The organism is Quadrisphaera sp. INWT6 (assembly GCF_015390235.1).
In the GTDB taxonomy this organism is placed as follows: Bacteria; Actinomycetota; Actinomycetes; order Actinomycetales; family Quadrisphaeraceae; genus Quadrisphaera.
The window spans coordinates 195,675-210,109 of record NZ_VUOH01000004.1; the positions used below are offsets into that span (position 1 = coordinate 195,675).

At 75.7% G+C, this 14,435-nt stretch carries 19 protein-coding genes; 8 read left to right on the forward strand and 11 right to left on the reverse strand.

The genetic code is table 11. The annotated features are described in order from the left end of the window. Positions 1 to 64 precede the first annotated feature (64 nt). Entirely contained in the window at positions 65 to 568 is a 504-nt protein-coding gene (locus F1641_RS13375; protein ID WP_194906367.1) for a MarR family winged helix-turn-helix transcriptional regulator, read from the forward strand. Here F1641_RS13375 and F1641_RS13380 read toward each other — a convergent pair. The 4 genes from F1641_RS13380 to F1641_RS13395 all read right to left on the reverse strand — a co-directional run bounded on the left by F1641_RS13380 (position 524) and on the right by F1641_RS13395 (position 3,066). Further along, the gene (locus tag F1641_RS13380) at positions 524 to 1,258 is read right to left on the reverse strand and encodes an aminoglycoside phosphotransferase family protein (RefSeq protein WP_194906913.1); all 735 of its coding nucleotides are present in this window, start codon (positions 1,256 to 1,258) and stop codon (positions 524 to 526) included. The two genes, F1641_RS13375 and F1641_RS13380, sit on opposite strands and share 45 nt — an antisense overlap. Before the next feature lie 73 nt (positions 1,259 to 1,331). Then, positions 1,332 to 1,811 (reverse strand): STAS domain-containing protein, encoded by a 480-nt coding sequence (locus tag F1641_RS13385; protein ID WP_194906368.1) that lies wholly within the window; start codon positions 1,809 to 1,811, stop codon positions 1,332 to 1,334. Positions 1,812 to 1,942: 131 nt separating this feature from the next. Next, positions 1,943 to 2,668 carry an HTH domain-containing protein gene (locus F1641_RS13390; RefSeq protein WP_194906369.1) on the reverse strand — a complete coding sequence of 242 codons (726 nt, stop codon included), beginning with the start codon at positions 2,666 to 2,668 and terminating at the stop codon, positions 1,943 to 1,945. Positions 2,669 to 2,679: 11 nt separating this feature from the next. Then, positions 2,680 to 3,066, reverse strand: coding sequence for a nuclear transport factor 2 family protein (locus F1641_RS13395; protein ID WP_194906370.1), 387 nt, complete (start codon positions 3,064 to 3,066; stop codon positions 2,680 to 2,682). A gap of 72 nt (positions 3,067 to 3,138) precedes the next feature. On the opposite strand from F1641_RS13395, the gene F1641_RS13400 reads away from it, so the two are divergent. After that, positions 3,139 to 3,588: a DUF3995 domain-containing protein gene (locus F1641_RS13400; protein WP_194906371.1), complete on the forward strand. Its 450-nt coding sequence runs from the start codon at positions 3,139 to 3,141 to the stop codon at positions 3,586 to 3,588. Between the two features lie 23 nt (positions 3,589 to 3,611). Continuing rightward, positions 3,612 to 4,136 carry a TetR/AcrR family transcriptional regulator gene (locus F1641_RS13405; RefSeq protein ID WP_194906372.1) on the forward strand — a complete coding sequence of 175 codons (525 nt, stop codon included), beginning with the start codon at positions 3,612 to 3,614 and terminating at the stop codon, positions 4,134 to 4,136. A 193-nt stretch (positions 4,137 to 4,329) separates the two neighbouring features. Here F1641_RS13405 and F1641_RS13410 read toward each other — a convergent pair whose 3' ends face one another. Together F1641_RS13410 and F1641_RS13415 are read right to left on the reverse strand one after the other, a co-directional pair. Next, on the reverse strand, positions 4,330 to 5,025 hold the full coding sequence (locus F1641_RS13410) for a GAF and ANTAR domain-containing protein (RefSeq protein WP_194906373.1): 696 nt from the start codon (positions 5,023 to 5,025) through the stop codon (positions 4,330 to 4,332). Beyond that, on the reverse strand, positions 5,022 to 5,801 hold the full coding sequence (locus F1641_RS13415) for a GAF and ANTAR domain-containing protein (RefSeq protein WP_194906375.1): 780 nt from the start codon (positions 5,799 to 5,801) through the stop codon (positions 5,022 to 5,024). Before F1641_RS13415 ends, F1641_RS13410 begins: the two co-directional genes overlap by 4 nt. A 294-nt stretch (positions 5,802 to 6,095) precedes the next feature. Here F1641_RS13415 and F1641_RS20005 point away from each other — a divergent pair, with 294 nt between their 5' ends. Further along, positions 6,096 to 7,802, forward strand: coding sequence for a protein kinase (locus F1641_RS20005; RefSeq protein ID WP_206691174.1), 1,707 nt, complete (start codon positions 6,096 to 6,098; stop codon positions 7,800 to 7,802). A 191-nt stretch (positions 7,803 to 7,993) separates the two neighbouring features. Here F1641_RS20005 and F1641_RS13425 read toward each other — a convergent pair whose 3' ends face one another. The 3 genes from F1641_RS13425 to F1641_RS13435 all read right to left on the reverse strand — a co-directional run bounded on the left by F1641_RS13425 (position 7,994) and on the right by F1641_RS13435 (position 9,929). Continuing rightward, positions 7,994 to 8,734, reverse strand: coding sequence for a hypothetical protein (locus F1641_RS13425; RefSeq protein WP_194906377.1), 741 nt, complete (start codon positions 8,732 to 8,734; stop codon positions 7,994 to 7,996). A 97-nt stretch (positions 8,735 to 8,831) separates the two neighbouring features. After that, positions 8,832 to 9,338, reverse strand: a complete 507-nt coding sequence (locus tag F1641_RS13430) for a hypothetical protein (RefSeq protein ID WP_194906379.1) — start codon at positions 9,336 to 9,338, stop codon at positions 8,832 to 8,834. A gap of 33 nt (positions 9,339 to 9,371) precedes the next feature. Next, the gene (locus F1641_RS13435; RefSeq protein WP_194906382.1) at positions 9,372 to 9,929 is read right to left on the reverse strand and encodes a hypothetical protein; all 558 of its coding nucleotides are present in this window, start codon (positions 9,927 to 9,929) and stop codon (positions 9,372 to 9,374) included. A 93-nt stretch (positions 9,930 to 10,022) separates the two neighbouring features. Here F1641_RS13435 and F1641_RS13440 point away from each other — a divergent pair, with 93 nt between their 5' ends. Together F1641_RS13440 and F1641_RS13445 are read left to right on the forward strand one after the other, a co-directional pair. Continuing rightward, positions 10,023 to 10,430: a hypothetical protein gene (locus tag F1641_RS13440; protein WP_194906384.1), complete on the forward strand. Its 408-nt coding sequence runs from the start codon at positions 10,023 to 10,025 to the stop codon at positions 10,428 to 10,430. A 108-nt stretch (positions 10,431 to 10,538) separates the two neighbouring features. Continuing rightward, the gene (locus tag F1641_RS13445) at positions 10,539 to 10,943 is read left to right on the forward strand and encodes a hypothetical protein (RefSeq protein ID WP_194906386.1); all 405 of its coding nucleotides are present in this window, start codon (positions 10,539 to 10,541) and stop codon (positions 10,941 to 10,943) included. Positions 10,944 to 11,155: 212 nt separating this feature from the next. On the opposite strand, the gene F1641_RS13450 is transcribed toward F1641_RS13445, so the two are convergent. After that, positions 11,156 to 11,584: a hypothetical protein gene (locus F1641_RS13450; protein WP_194906388.1), complete on the reverse strand. Its 429-nt coding sequence runs from the start codon at positions 11,582 to 11,584 to the stop codon at positions 11,156 to 11,158. A 237-nt stretch (positions 11,585 to 11,821) separates the two neighbouring features. Then, positions 11,822 to 12,652 (reverse strand): HEAT repeat domain-containing protein, encoded by an 831-nt coding sequence (locus F1641_RS13455; protein ID WP_194906390.1) that lies wholly within the window; start codon positions 12,650 to 12,652, stop codon positions 11,822 to 11,824. Positions 12,653 to 12,765: 113 nt separating this feature from the next. Here F1641_RS13455 and F1641_RS13460 point away from each other — a divergent pair, with 113 nt between their 5' ends. Together F1641_RS13460 and F1641_RS13465 are read left to right on the forward strand one after the other, a co-directional pair. Further along, positions 12,766 to 13,515 (forward strand): hypothetical protein, encoded by a 750-nt coding sequence (locus F1641_RS13460; RefSeq protein ID WP_194906392.1) that lies wholly within the window; start codon positions 12,766 to 12,768, stop codon positions 13,513 to 13,515. A 254-nt stretch (positions 13,516 to 13,769) separates the two neighbouring features. Next, positions 13,770 to 14,435, forward strand: coding sequence for a DUF3105 domain-containing protein (locus tag F1641_RS13465; RefSeq protein ID WP_194906394.1), 666 nt, complete (start codon positions 13,770 to 13,772; stop codon positions 14,433 to 14,435).

Consider the following 14,435-nt stretch of genomic DNA (forward strand, 5'->3'; position numbering starts at 1 on the left):
GGGTGCTCCTCGGTGTCGTCTGTGTCAACTTCCTGACACGCTGACGCTATGTCAGGATGCTGACATGAGTCAAGGCGGCGCGATCGACCTGGACACCTCGGTGGCCTACCCGCTCAAGCAGGCCTCGGCGGCGCTGCGGTCGGCGATGGAGGAGGCGCTGCGTCCCCTGGGGATGAACGTCACCCGCTACTCCTGCCTGGAGCTGCTCTCCCAGCGGCCGGGGTCCTCGAACTCCGACCTCGCCCGCGGGGCCTTCGTCACGCGGCAGTCGATGAACGTGCTGCTGCAGGCGCTGGAGCAGGAGGGGCTCGTCCACCGGCCCGCGCACGCGCCGGTGGGCAAGGTCCTGCCCGCGCAGTTGACCGACCTGGGGCGCGAGCACCTGGCGCGGGCGAGCGCCGCGGTGCGGGCGGTCGAGGTCAGGATGCTGGCCGACCTGTCCCCGGCCGAGCAGGCGGCAGCGCTCCGCGCCCTGCAGGCGATGACCCGCGCGCTGCAGGACGGCGGCGAGCCGGCCGGTGGCTCAGCCGCGGAGCAGGACGGCGGTCTCGGGGAACGCCTCGGGTGAGCCGAAGCCGTGCTCGGCGAGCCAGGGGATGGCCGTGAGCGCCCGGTAGGACCACCACGCGCGGACGACGTCGAGGTCCACCGCCCCGTACCCGGCCACGACGCGGGGCAGGTGCTCCGGGTGGCCGAGGGTCAGGACGGCGACGTCGAGGGCGGGGTCGCCCGGTCCGGCGGCGGACCAGTCGATGACGCCGGTGACCCGGTCGCCGTCGACGAAGACGTGGTCGGGCTGCAGGTCGCCGTGGGTGAAGCGGGGCGCGGACGGTCGGAGGGCCAGCTCCGCGCGCCGGCGGTTGCGCTCGACGACGTCGGCGGCGATGACGCCGTGAGCCAGGAGCCACGCGCAGGAGTCGTCGAGGCGCCGGCGGAGCGGCCCGGTCACCACCGGCGCGGTCGTGTCCGGCAGCGGGGTCCGGTGGATCGCGCGCAGGGCCGAGCCCGCAGCGGACCAGGCGGCGGGGCCGACGGGGGAGGGGTGGCCGAACGTCCCCAGGGCGGTGCCCGGCACGAGCTCGAGGGCGAGCACCGGGTGCTCGCGCCACAGGACGCGGGGGGTCGGGACGGTCACCGCGGCCATCGCCGCGACCTCGGCGTCGATGCCGGCGCGGTCGGAGTCGACCTTGAGGAAGACGTCACCGACCCGCAGCGTCGCCCGCGCCTGGTGGGCCACGAGGACCTCCACCTCCGGCAGCGCCCCGCCGCCGGTGCCGTCCTGCGCGCCGTCCTGCGCGCCGTCGTCCTGCACGCGCACAGCACACCACTGCTCAGCGCGGGCGCTGCTCCGGGGCGCGGACGTCGAGGGCGTCGCTGAGGTGCTGGTGGACGGCGAAGAGCCGGTCCACCGCGGTCGTGGCCAGCACGTGGCCGGGCTGCTCCTGCACGCAGCACAGCGCCATCGAGCGGCCATCGCGCTGCAGGCGGCGGTGCAGCGCGACCAGGGTGCCGACGCCGCTGGAGTCGATGAAGTCCACGCCCGCGAGGTCGACGACCACGAGGCGGGGGAGCTCCGCCCCCGGGTCGGGGGCGCGGTCGCTGCTGCTCGAGGTGCCGGCGTGCCAGGTGCCCACGGGTCCGTCGTCGGGGGTGAGCACCGCGGCCAGGTCGGCGGGCAGCTGGCCGCGCAGCTCCTGGACGCCGGCCCAGTCGAGGTCGCCGCTGATGCTGAGGACCTGGATGCCGCCGTGGGCCCCTCGGTGCGACTCGACCCGCACCCTCACCTCGTCGGCCGCCTCGGTCCCGCTCACCGGTACCCCCTGTGTGGTCAGCGAGGAGGTGGTGCACCGCTCCGCTGCGGCACCCTCGGCTCTTACAGCGTAAGCCAGCCTGTCGGCGGCCGGTGACGACGGGGTGCGCACAGGCCGGGGCGGCCGCAGGGTCACCCGCCCCGGGCGGGTCCCGGACCGGGGCCCGTGAGCGGTCGCGTCGGCCACCTCGCCAGGTCGGCCTCCCACAGCGCCGGGTCGCGCGCCGGGGCGACCTCCCCCAGAACCTCCAGCGCCGTGATGCGCTCGATGCGGAAGCCGCGGACGGCCTCCCGCAGGCGGCACCACCCCGCCAGGAGCCATGCGTCACCGGCCCGCAGCAGCCCCGTCGTCTCGACGTCGCGCACGGTGGTGGAGCCGTCCTCGCCGAGGTAGGTGAGCCGGACCACGCGCCGGGAGGCGACGACGGCGGAGAGCGCCGCGGGCGGCACGGCGCCCTCCGCCGTCGGGACGGCGTCGATGACGCGCAGGCGCCCGAGCAGCTCCTGCACGGGAGCGCGGTGCGCCTCGTCCAGCACCGCGGCGATCTTGGCGTGCGCCCGGCGGGCGGCTCCCCGGTAGGGCGAGGAGTCCAGCAGCGCCAGGCCGGCGAGGACCGCCATCGACTCGGCGGCGGTCAGGTTGAGCGGCGGCAGGGAGTGCTGCCGCAGGACCGAGTACCCGCCGGCGGCGCCGCGGTCGGCGTAGAGGGGCACCCCCGCCTGCTGCAGCGAGGCGATGTCGCGCTCGACGGTCCGGGTGGAGACCTCGAAGTGGGCGGCGAGCCGCGCGGCCGACCAGGGCCGCTGCGCAGCGCGCAGGAGGTCCACGAGGGCGTAGTGGCGCTCGGCCCGCTTCACGCCGCGCCCCCTCAGCTCCGCACGCTGCGCTGGCCGCCCACCGACCAGACCCGCGAGACCCGGCCCGCGTCGTCGAAGTCGAACACGTCCACGCCCCCGGCGACCAGGCCGTCCGCCGCGACGTCCCACAGCAGCCGCCCGTGCCGACCGTCCAGGGCGTCGGCGACCCGGGTGAAGGTGGTGGTGGGGTTCTGCCCGCGCCACCAGCGCAGGTACGCGGCGAAGTCGTCAGCGGTGCGGATCTCGTCGGCGGGGGTCGAGCCGTCGGGTTCGGTCACGGCGAAGCGGATGCGGAAGTCCGCGGCGCAGAGCTGGCGGGCGAGCTCGCCGTCGGAGTTCCACATGGTCAGCCACAGGTCGAGCGCACGGCGGGCGCTGCCGGTCGAGTCCTCGGTCATGCCTCCACCCTCGGGGCGCCCGGCGACAACGGGGTGTCGGAGTTCCTGTCACTACAGGTGTAGTGTCGACTCGTGATCAACCACCGAGGAGCCGGCCACCCGCTCGTCCCCGCAGCTCGCCTGGGCGCTGCCTCGAGCCTGGCCGCCCTCGGCCTGCTCCACGCCGCCTGGGCCCTCGGCAGCAGCTGGCCCGCGCCCTCCCAGCAGGCCCTGGCCGATGCCGTCGTCGGGGCCCAGGCAGCACCGGCACGGCTGCCGACGGCGGTGGTCGCGGTGGGGCTGCTCACCTCGGCGGCCGTGGTCTCCGGCGCGGTGGGCGGCACCCGCCTGGGGCGCGGGGCCGCCGCCGCGCTCAGCGCCGCCTTCGTGGCCCGCGCCGCTCTCGGGGGGCAGGGGGCGGCCCGGATGATCACCTCGGCCGCCCCGTCACCCCGCTTCCAGGCCCTGGACCGCCGCCTCTACCGCCCGCTGTGCGCGGCGATCGGCGCCGCGCTGCTCGTCTCGACCGCCGGGGAGGGGTGACGGCGCCCTCGTACCCTCACGGGGTGCCGGACCGCGCGACGCAGCTCACCGACGCCGCCGTCCGCGTGCTGGCGGACGGGGGCTCCCGCGCCCTGACGCACCGCGCCGTCGACGCGGCCGCCGACCTGCCCGCCGGCTCCACCTCGAACGTGTTCCGCACGCGCCGTGCGCTGGTGACGGCCGTGGTCGACGCCGTCCTGCAGCGCGACCTCCAGCGCCTGCGCGCCCTGGACGCCCAGGGCCCGCGCACCCCAGGAGCGGTCGCGGCCGCCTTCGTGACGGCGACCCTGGAGGAGGCGCGCCTCGACGTCCTCGCCCGTGCGGCCCTCGCGCTCGACCCCGACGGCGAGGAGCTGCGGAGGGCGCGCGACCGCTTCCTCCTCGGCGGCGACGACGCCGCGGGTGGCGTCGACCCGGCGGTCCGCCGCCTGGTGGTCGTGCTGGTCGACGGGCTGCTCCTCGACTCCGCCCTGCACGGGGCCCACCACGACCCCGCCGTCGTCGCGCTCGCCGTCGACGGCGTGCTCGCCGGCGCGGCGCCGCGCTGACCCGCGGGGCGCCGATCCTCTCCGGCAGGTCGGCGGAACGGTCTCGTCCTCGATGCGCTGGGCGGTCGCGGCGTCGTCGTCGCCAGTGCCGCCACGGCTCGCCGCCACGACCGTGAGGCGCACCCACCGCTGCTCCCGCTGCAGCTCCGCCACGGGCGGGAGCTCGTCAGCCCCGTGCTCCGCCGTGACGGCGTCAGCCCCACCGCGGGCCGGCGACCCGGTCGAGGTCGAGCTCTCCCTCGAGCACGGTGCGGGCCACCTCGTGGATGGTGGAGCCGGCCGAGAACGCGAAGGCGCGCAGCCGGGCCAGGGCCTCGTCCGCGCGCGTCCCGAGGCGCTCGGCCAGCATCCCCAGGACCACCGACACCTCGTCACCGGAGGTGGCGCCCACGTCCCCGGCCTCGCGGAACAGGTCACCGCTGGCCGAGCGGTGGACGACCACCGCCGCCAGGAGGTCGGCGAGCGCCGTCAGCAGACCCACCTGGGGCTCGGTGAAGGGCACCACGGCGTCGCGGGCGACGGCGAGGACGCCCACCACCCCACCGGCTCTGCGTCCGACGAGCGGGAGGACCGCGAGGCTGTGCACCGGGAAGGCCTCCGGGGTGGCCGCCCGCAGCACCGGCCACAGCCACGACGCGGCGCGCAGGTCGTCGAGCAGCACCGCCGCCCCCGTGGTGAGGACGTCGGCGCCGGGACCCTCCGCCAGGCTCTGCTGGAGGTCTCCCCAGTGCGCCAGCACCGGGTCGGAGCCCGTCAGCGGCAGGCGGTGGTCCAACCCGTCGGTGGCGATGACGGCGACCCGGTCCCACCCCACCGCACCGCGCACCGCTGAGCACACCAGCAGCTCGGGTCCGGGCGGCGCCGCGCGCCCGCCGGCCGGCGCGGTCACCGCGGGCCCGGCGGTGGCGCCTCGCTCTGGTGCCGGCGAGCTGCTGACCGCCGCGCGGGCAGCTCACCGGTGTCCGCGAGGTCGGCGGCGATGTCGACGACCTTGCGGTTGAGGTCCTGGCTGAGCTGGGAGAGCGCCGCGAAGGCCTGGTCGGCGGACAGCTTGTGCCGCTCCATGAGGATGCCCTTGGCCTGGCCGATGAGGTCGCGGTGGAGCAGGCCGCGCTGCGTGTGCTCCAGCTGGCGGGCGTCCGCGAGCGCGACGGCGGTGTGGGCGGCCAGCAGCAGCCCCACGTGCTCGGAGGCGTCGGTGAACGCCGCCGGCTCGGTGCCGAGGAGGTTCAGCGCCCCCAGGTCGTCGCCCTCGACGAAGAGCTGCAGGCACAGCACCGACGCCATCCCGACCTCGTCGGCGCGCGCCGCGAGGAGCGGCCAGCGCGTCTCGGCGGCGAGGTCGTCCACGCGGGTGCTGCGGTGGACGAACGCCGCGTCCAGGCAGGGACCCTGTCCGAGCTCGGTCTGCAGGTCGTCCAGGTGCCGGGCGGCGGGGGAGGTGGCGGCCGCGCAGGTGATCGTGCGGCGCCTGCGGACCAGCGAGATGGCGCCGGCCTGTGCGCCGGGCACCAGAGCCACGGCCATCGTCACCGCCCGGTCGAGCACGGCCTCGGGCGAGGTGGAGGTCTGCAGGGTGCGGGCCAGGTGGGCCAGCTCCCACGCCAGCGCGGCGGGGTCACCACCGGCGCCGGTGTGCGGGGTGCCGAGGGCTTCGACATCCATGGGGACGTCCTTCGGTCAGCGGCCACCGCAGCTGCGACGTCGACAGCGAGCCCGTGGCCGTGCGTGGCCGGTTCATCGACCTCCGTCGACGGTAGTCCGCGGACGCGCGACGCGCTCGCACCGCGGTGTCGGGTGGCGGCCCCGCCCCTCTGCTCCTCGCGCGCCCCGCTCGGTGCAGGGCGATCGACTGGCCGATCGGCCGCCGCTCGGTAGGTTTCAACAGCCCTCGAGTCCAGCGCCACGAGCTGCGCGCCCTGGTCATCACCGAGCGGTGGCGTCGACAGGGAGGTGGGCGTGGACGAGGTGGAGCGCGTCCTCGGCGGTCGCTACGAGGTCGGCGAGCTGCTCGGCCGCGGCGGCATGGCGGAGGTCCGCGCCGGCCTCGACCAGCGGCTCGGACGCCGCGTCGCCATCAAGCAGCTGCGCCCCGAGCTGGCTGCCGACCCCGTGCTCCAGGCCCGCTTCCGCCGCGAGGCCCGGTCGGTGGCCGGGCTGAACCACCCCGCGGTCGTCGCCGTCCACGACTCGGGCGAGGACGTGAGCACCGACGCCGACGGCGCCGCGGTCCGCACCCCCTACATCGTCATGGAGCTCGTGCCCGGCCGGACGGTGCGCGACCTGCTCGACGACGCCGGCGGAGCGGGCCTGGGCACCCGGCGCGCGGTGGAGGTCGCGGCCGGGGTCCTCACCGCGCTGCAGGTCGCCCACGACGCCGGCATCGTCCACCGCGACGTCAAGCCCGCCAACGTCATGGTCACGCCCGACGGCGGCGTCAAGGTGATGGACTTCGGCATCGCCCGCTCCGTCGTGGACTCCTCCGCGACGGTGACGCAGACCGACTCCGTCATGGGCACCGCGCTGTACCTCTCCCCGGAGCAGGCCCGTGGAGAGGTGGTCGACGCCCGCACCGACCAGTACTCCTGCGCCTGCCTGCTCTACGAGGCGCTGACGGGCCGTCCGCCGTTCACCGGCGACTACCCCGTGGCCGTCGCCTACCAGCACGTGAGCGAGCCCCCGCGTCCGCCGAGCGCCGTCGACCGGGCCGTCAGCCCCGAGCTCGACCGCGTCGTCCTCAAGGCGCTGTCCAAGCACCGCGACGACCGCTACGACGACGCGCACCAGTTCCGCGACGACCTGCTCGCCGCCGCAGCCGGCCGCGCCGTCCTGGCACCGCCCGCACTGCCCGCACTGCGTGCGCTGCCCGCGCTGCCGCCCGCCCCGCGCCGGGGCAAGCGCGCGCTGGTGGCGCTCGCGGCGACGCTCCTCCTGGCCGTGGTGTCCCTGAGCGGGTGGCAGCCCCGGTCGTCGGACGACCAGCGCGAGCAGACGAGCTCCGCGGTGGCCGGTACCGCGCCGTCCACCGGGCAGTCCACTGCGCCCTCCGCCGCTGCTTCCACGGGGGTCCAGGTGGTCAGCCGCACCTCCGCGGTGCTGGGGACCGTGTCGCCAGCGGCCGTGACGAGCACTCCTCCGGGCGCGGTCGCCAGCAGCGACCCCAGCACGGGCACCGCCCCCGCCCCGGACGGCGCTGTCGACCCCACCCCGGCCTCCGGCCGAGCGACGGCCGCGGACCAGGACGCCGGGCCCACCGCCGACACCACCACTCCGACGACCGGGGGCAGCGGCCAGTCCTCTGGCCAGTCGTCTAGGCAATCGGCCCGCCAGGTGCCCGGGGGAGGGCAGAGCCCGCCTGCTGGTCCTTCGACGCCGTCCACTGGGGCGAGCACGTCACCGGCGAGGAGCGGCGCCACCCCCGCGCCGTCGACCAGCGCTGCCGCTGCCGGAGGAACTGTCCAGCAGCCGCCGTCCGAGGACGTGGGCCAGGGGCAGGGGCAGGGGCAGAGCCAGGGCCGTGGACAGGGACAGGGACAGGGACAGGGGCAGGGCCAGGGCCAGGGCGCAGGAGGCGCTGCAGCCGCGGTCCGCGAGGGCGCGCAGCAGCAGGGCCCGGGCAACAACCCGGGGCAGGGGCAAGGCCGGGGGAGCGACAAGAAGGGCTGATCGGGTGGTGCGCGCCGCTGCCGCTCCGGTCCCGGCGGCGTGCGGCAGGGTGTCGCCGTGCTGAGGCGAGAGCATGACCCGGCGCTGGACGCCTTCGACCGCGGGTGCCGTCGATCTCGGTCAGGTCTCGAGGCGGGCAGCGTGCCAGGGACGCAGCACGGGGGCGACGGCTGGTCATCTGCTCCAGCGGCTCACATCGGGTAGGGCTCGTAGCGGTCGGCGCCCGTGGACGGCCGGAACACCTCGCGGTGCCCGAGCTCGTCCTCGAAGACGACCCGGTCGCCGGTGAAGGCCGCCCAGCCGCGCTGGTAGGGCGCGCCCCATCCCGGGGGAGGCCCGCCCGCGCCGTCGTCCAGCGCGCCGGCCTCGCGCACCCACGGGCCGAAGGTACCGGTGGGGTCGTCGAGCCACTGCACGCCGCACTCGGTGTACAGGCTGATCGCGAGCCGACCCCGATCGTCGGTGACCCGCCCGTACGGGTCCAGGGGCACGAGCTCGCCGCCGTCGGTGGCCTGCAGGGTGAGCCAGTGGTTGTCGGGGTCGCAGCGCGGTCCGTTCGGCTGCACCAGCACCGGCGTGTGCGTCCCGGAGCCGCGGTACACGACCGCACCGTCCGGGCCGCGGGCCTCGACGGCGACGGCCACCGGCTCGTCGTCGAGGTCGACGTCGCCGTGGACCTCCAGGGGACCGTCGGAGTTCGTCGTGAGCGTCGTGGTGGTCGTGAGGCCGACGTCGGGCAGCGCCAGGACGACGTCGTAGTCACCGCCCTCGAAGGGCAGGACGCGGGTGAGGTCGACGCTCATGACCTCGAACACGCCGACGTCGGTGCAGGAGTGCCCGCCGAGGTGGTCGTCGAGATCCCTGACGGCGGAGCAGCCCGCCAGCGCCAGCGCGCAGGCGGCCGTCGCGGCGGCTGTGGCAGTCCGTCGCACGGTGCGCTCCTCGGTCCCGTCGTGGTGGGTGCCGTCCTCAGGACGGACGGCACCCACCTCCACGACGCTCTCGACCGGATCTCCGTTGCACCGGCCCTCAGGCCCCGTCGGCGACGATCCGGCGCAGGTGACGGCGCTGCAGCCACGCCACCACGACGACCGCCGCGAAGAAGACCACCTTGAGCCACCACCACGGGCTGCGCGTCACGGCGAACCACCCCGCGACCACGGACAGCGCGACGCACAGGGTCGTGCCCCACACCCGCTGCCCTTCCAGCACCTCCAGGCGGTGCTGGGCCAGCTGGACCCGGGCGAGCCGCGCGCCCTCGTCATCAGGTCGGCCACCGCGCCACCGCAGGCTCCGCTGAGCGGACCTGAGCGCTTCGCCCCCGCCGTCGCCGGCGGCCCGTGCCCTCCGCCGGGACCGAGCGGCGTAGGGGCCCATGACCGCGCCGAAGAGGACGCCGGCCACGGCAGCACCCGGGGCAGCTGCGGGCCAGGGCTGCCCCTGCGCCGTGGAGAAGAGGCCCATCCCGAGCGCGAAGAGGGCGCCCATGACGACGCTCAGGACCCAGCCCGGTGCGTCGTTCCACCGCGTCAGCACGGGCAGAGCGTGATCCACGCGTCATTGACGACGTCAGCGAGGGCGCCCCGTGGTCCACCCGCGCCGGAAAGGGCCTTCCCAGCCGTCGTCACCGCTCCTCGGCAGCGGCGGTGTGGAGGACGACGCAGCTCCACCACCGCGCGGCCCGGGCCGGGCCTGGAGGAGGCGGCCAGCAGCGGCTGCGGGGACACCGGGGAGCCCCAGTCGTCCGCCGCCACGCAGGAGCAGGGCGGGGTCGCCCGTCCACCGGTCCGCGACCTCCACATCGGTGACCTCCTCCCAGGCGACCGAGCGTCGGCCGCCGGTCAGGCCGGTCCTGACGTGCACCCCTGCACCGTCCAGGAGCGTCTGAGGCCCCCACCGCCACATCGTGAGCCTGACCAGCACGTTGACCACCACGGTCATGGCCGCGTAGACGGCGACCTGCACGGCACCTTCGGTGCTGCCGCTGCGGTAGCGGACCGCGACCCAGCCTCCCAGGAGCAGGACCCCCACGACGGCGAGCCACAGCACGATGCGTCGTTCTCGCGGTGTCTCCGCCCGAGCCGCGCGGTAGGTGCCGAACAGCTCCTCGACCTCGGCCGCGTCCACGGTCGCAGCATGGCTGGCCCTGTCCGCGCCGTCCACGCAGCCTCCCGCGCCGACGGAGGTCCTGCGCCACCTAGCCTGTGCCGGGGAGGCACCATGACCACGCAGGTCCCGCGCGATGCACCGCCGCGGTCGCGAGCGGCCGCCGGGCTGTGGACGGCGCTGGTGGCCGGTCTCAGTGCTGCCGCGTGGTGGGTCTGGCTGTCCTGGGCCGAAGACCGACTGGAGCTGGCCACGTGGCAGGTCGCCGGGGTGGTCCTCACCCTGCTCGGGGCCGTCGTGGTCGGTGTCCTGCGCCTGGGGCCGGCGCGCGCGTGGCTGCTGACCACCGTTCCCTTCGCCGCCCTCGGCGCCTGGTCCCTCGTCGGCAGCGACCCCCTCGGGGCGATCGGCGCCGTGGTCTGGGTCGGCCTGGTGGTGACGGGGGTCAGCGCCCTGGTGGCGCTCGTCCTCGGGATCCGGTCGCTGGTCGCGGCTCGCCAGTCGGGCCGGCGCCCGGCCTGATCTCCACCGCACCGGGGGAGTCGGCAGGCACCTGGGCAGGAGACGGGTGAGCTGCCGGGCCCAGGCGAGCAGCCGGCGACGGCTCCAGTGCGCTTGGGTGGGGCTGTTGTGCTCTCTCCGCTGCCCGTCACCAAGGCGGCGTGCGCTCTCATGGCGCCGGCGGCAGCGCTGGTGGCCGGCATGCTGGTCCTCGACCCGCCGGTCCCCGTGGTCAGCCAGGCTGCGGCCGTCCCCCTGGCGGTGCTGGCGGTGGTGGTGCTCGTGCGCTCGCCACGGCTGCAGGTCCGGTGCGACTCGCGCGGGGTCACGGTCCGCGGCGTCCTGTGGTCGCGGACGATCCCGCGCCGCGCCGTCGTGGCCGTCACCGACTGGCCGGCGGTCGTCTGGCACGACACCCGTGGTCGGCGCCGGTGGACGCCCATCAGCTTCCTCCCGGTCAGCGGGCGCGTGGCGGGCTTCGTCCTCCGCCACGACCAGAGGGAGATCGCTCGCCTCCGCAGGTGGACGCGCTGACCGTCACCTCGCCCGGGGAGGGGCGGGATGACGTGCGGGCCCTGCGCACCATCCACGCCCGCACGACCTGGCTGGCGTCGAAGGTCCCGAGCCCGTCCGTGCCCACGTGCAGCACGGAGAGCCGCTCGGGGCGCTCGTCCAGCACGACCTGGGGGCGGTGTCGGCGTCCACGGCCGCGGGCAGGCAGGTCGAACGCCGGCGGACCAGGACGGTCAGTGCGTCACCAGCTCCGGGGCGATCTCCGCCAGGTGGGTGCGCACGGCCTGTTCCAGACGGGTGGTGGGGGCGACCTCGAAGAAGTCCGCGTCGAGCTGCTCCCACAGCAGTGCGTCCGCGGGGCTGATCTCCTCTTGACCCGTCGGGCGGAACCGCAGGTACTCCTCGCGGGCGCGCGTGATGAGGGCGGCGACGTCGGGCAGGTCGAGCCACAGGAGGCCTGCGACGGCGTCGTCGACGGCTCGCAGGTCGTCGGTGGAGAACAGGTTCTCGACGGCTCCGCCGACCAGACCACCGTTCTCAGCGATGCCGTGGAGAGCCAGCACAGCCCCCAGGGCGCGCAGACCGGGAAGGGCGCGGAGGTCCGCGCGCTGGTAGGCGCAGACGGCCCTCTCGTGGAGCGCGTCGATCAGGGGGTCGGACATCGGCGTCCTCTCGCGTGGCCGGGCCCGACGGGACGGCCTGCCTGATCATGACGGAACCGGCACCGGTCGAGCGATACCGGTCGGTCTTCCTGGTCTCTGACCATGAGCGCGGCGTTCGGCATCGGCCTGACGGGAGCGGTGCTGACCCTGGTGGGTCTGGCCCTCCCGCCGCTCCTGGGCGCCCTGCTGGGCTGACGTCCGCTGACCAGCTCCCCGCTGACCAGCTCCCGGCGTGGGTCACTGCCGGCCGTCGTCGACCTCCGCAGCCTGCTGGGCCAGGGCAGACCGGCTGCGCAGCTGCTCGAGCGCCAGCGCGTCACCGTCGAGGACCGCGGCGACCTCCGCGAGGAGCCTGGGCGCCAGCCGGGGGTTGACGTCCAGCACGGCGCTCATTTGGTGCCACGCCGGCAGCACGTCCTCGACGTCCTCGACGCCACGACCGTGCGCTCGACGCCGGTACAGCTCGGCGACGCCCTCGACCACGTCGTCACCGGTCCCCGCGGGGTCGGTCAGGCGCCTGACAGCCTCCACCCGCAGCCTGTCGACGTCGTCCCACCCGTCCAGGTGGCGCAGGACCAGCTCGTGCAGGCTCGGGTCTGACAGCGCCCCGGCTGCCTCCAGCTCGAGCCAGCGGAGGCCGCCGTCGGCGCGCGACAGCGCCTCGCGCACTGCCGGCAGCGCGCGGGCGTCCTGGCGGTGGGCCAGCCCCACGAGGGCTTCGCAGCGGGTGTCGGTGTGCTCGTCGTGGAGGCGCTCGGCCAGCGCCTGGCGCACCTCGGGGGTGTCCACCTCCCGCCACTGCACGCCGAGGGCGAAGCACGCCCAGTCCCGGACGTCGGGGTCCGGGTCGCGCGTCAGGCCGGTCACCGCATCGACCGCAGCCGGGGCAGGCGGCTCCCCGCCGAGCATCAGTGGCAGCTCGCGGGCCGTCGCGGCACGCACCCGGGGGTCGGGGTGCGAGGCCAGGGCGCAGACCGCGGCGACGTCCTCCGCGTCGGCGCGGTCGACGGCTCCGCTCAGCGCCGGGCCGTCGAAGATCCCGGCGGACAGCAGGTCGGCGACGTCCACGCCGTCCAGTGTGCTCAGCCGCGGGCTCGGGGTGCGGTGGGGACCGTCGTCCTTCCGGCGCGGTCCATGCTGGCCCCGTGGTCAGGGGTCTGCACGGAGCTCCGGCGAGCGAGGTGACGTGGTACGAGCGCGAGCGCGACATGGGGGTCGTGACGGACCGCTGGCTGCGTGCGGCCCGCTCGGAGCTGCCCGAGGCGGTGCCGCAGCGGTTCGGAGGCTCGGAGCCGCTGCGCCACCGGTTCGACGCCGAGGGCGAGGCGGGTCTGCGCCGGGCGTGGGACGCGGCCGACGGGCTCCTGTTCCTCGCGGCGCGGCCGGTGGTGCCCCACGCCGCTCTCGCTGCGGGGCCGCGGTCGGGACGCGCACGGCTCGGTGACATGGGGGCGCACGTGCTGCGCGTCGCCCTGCCTCCCGACGACCCGCGGCTGCGGGCCTTCGTGGTGGCGCTGACGACCCCGGCGACGGTGTTCGTGTCGGTCAACGAGCCGCTCCCTCAGCAGTCCGGCAGCGGTCGTGGCGGTCACCGGTACCTCGCCGGACTGGGGCGGTGGCTCGGCCTGCCCGAGGAGCCGCCGCGCTGGTGCTGGTTCGGCGAGGCCTACACCGGCGCACTGGCGGACCCCGGTAGGAGGCCGCGTCCGTGGCGGTGGCGCGGGCCGAGAGGTGGTGGGGGTGACGAGCTGCCGCAGCTGGAGCCGGTCTCCGGTGGCGGGCTGTGGACCGGGGGGACGTGGGTCCCGCAGGCGATGCGCGTGGTGGAGGCCGGCCTGGAGCCGCACGACCAGCAGGCCGACGTCATCCCGTCCGCGGTCGCCCCGGGGCGACCCGTCTGGGCCGGGACGCGACGGCTGCGGGACAGGTGACCGCAGGACCCGGCTCCCTGGGCGTGGTCGACCTCGACCTCCCGCAGTGATGAGGTCGCTCGTCGCGGGCTACCCCGTGATGCCCTCCTGAGCGCCCCGCGTCGCCAGGCGGCGCTCCACCTCTTCCGCGCTGGTGTCTCCACCCGGGTCATCACCGCCCACCGCTGCCCGAACGGGTCGCCGACCGATCCGAGGCGCAGCTCGAGGTCCGTGGTCGGACCGCCGGTCCCAGGTGGGCGTGTCAGCATCACGGGGTGGCCGAGAGCAAGAAGATCGACCGCACGGAGCGCGCAGCACGAGCGGCAGCAGCCCGCCAGGAGCAGGAGCGGCGCGAGAAGCGCCGCCGCAACCTCGTCATCGGCCTGACCACCGGTGCCGTCGCGGTGGTGGTGGGCGTGGTCGCGACTGTGATCACCGTCTCCACCGCTGATGACCGCCGGATCGGCGAGCTCGCCTCCCAGCCCGTCCAGGGCGTGCAGGAGTACGGCGGCCAGTACGGCAGGGACCTCGGGCGCGACCACGTCACGACGCCCGTCACGTACGAGCAGACGCCCCCGGTGGGCGGTGACCACGACCAGGTCTGGCAGAACTGCGGCGTCTACACCGACCAGTCGCAGGTGGCCGACCGCAACGGGGTGCACTCCCTCGAGCACGGTGCGGTGTGGGTCACCTACGACCCGTCGCTGCCCGCCGACCAGGTCGAGACCCTGCGCGAGGCCGTCTCCGTCAGCGACTACACCCTGCTCAGCCCCTACGAGGGCCTCCCGAGCCCCGTCGTGGCCAGTGCCTGGGGCGAGCAGCTCCAGCTCGACAGCCCCGACGACGAGCGGCTCAGGGTGTTCCTCCGCAAGTACGTGCAGGGCCCGCAGACCCCCGAGCCGGGCGCGGCCTGCAGCGGCGGGGTCGGCATCCCCGCCTGA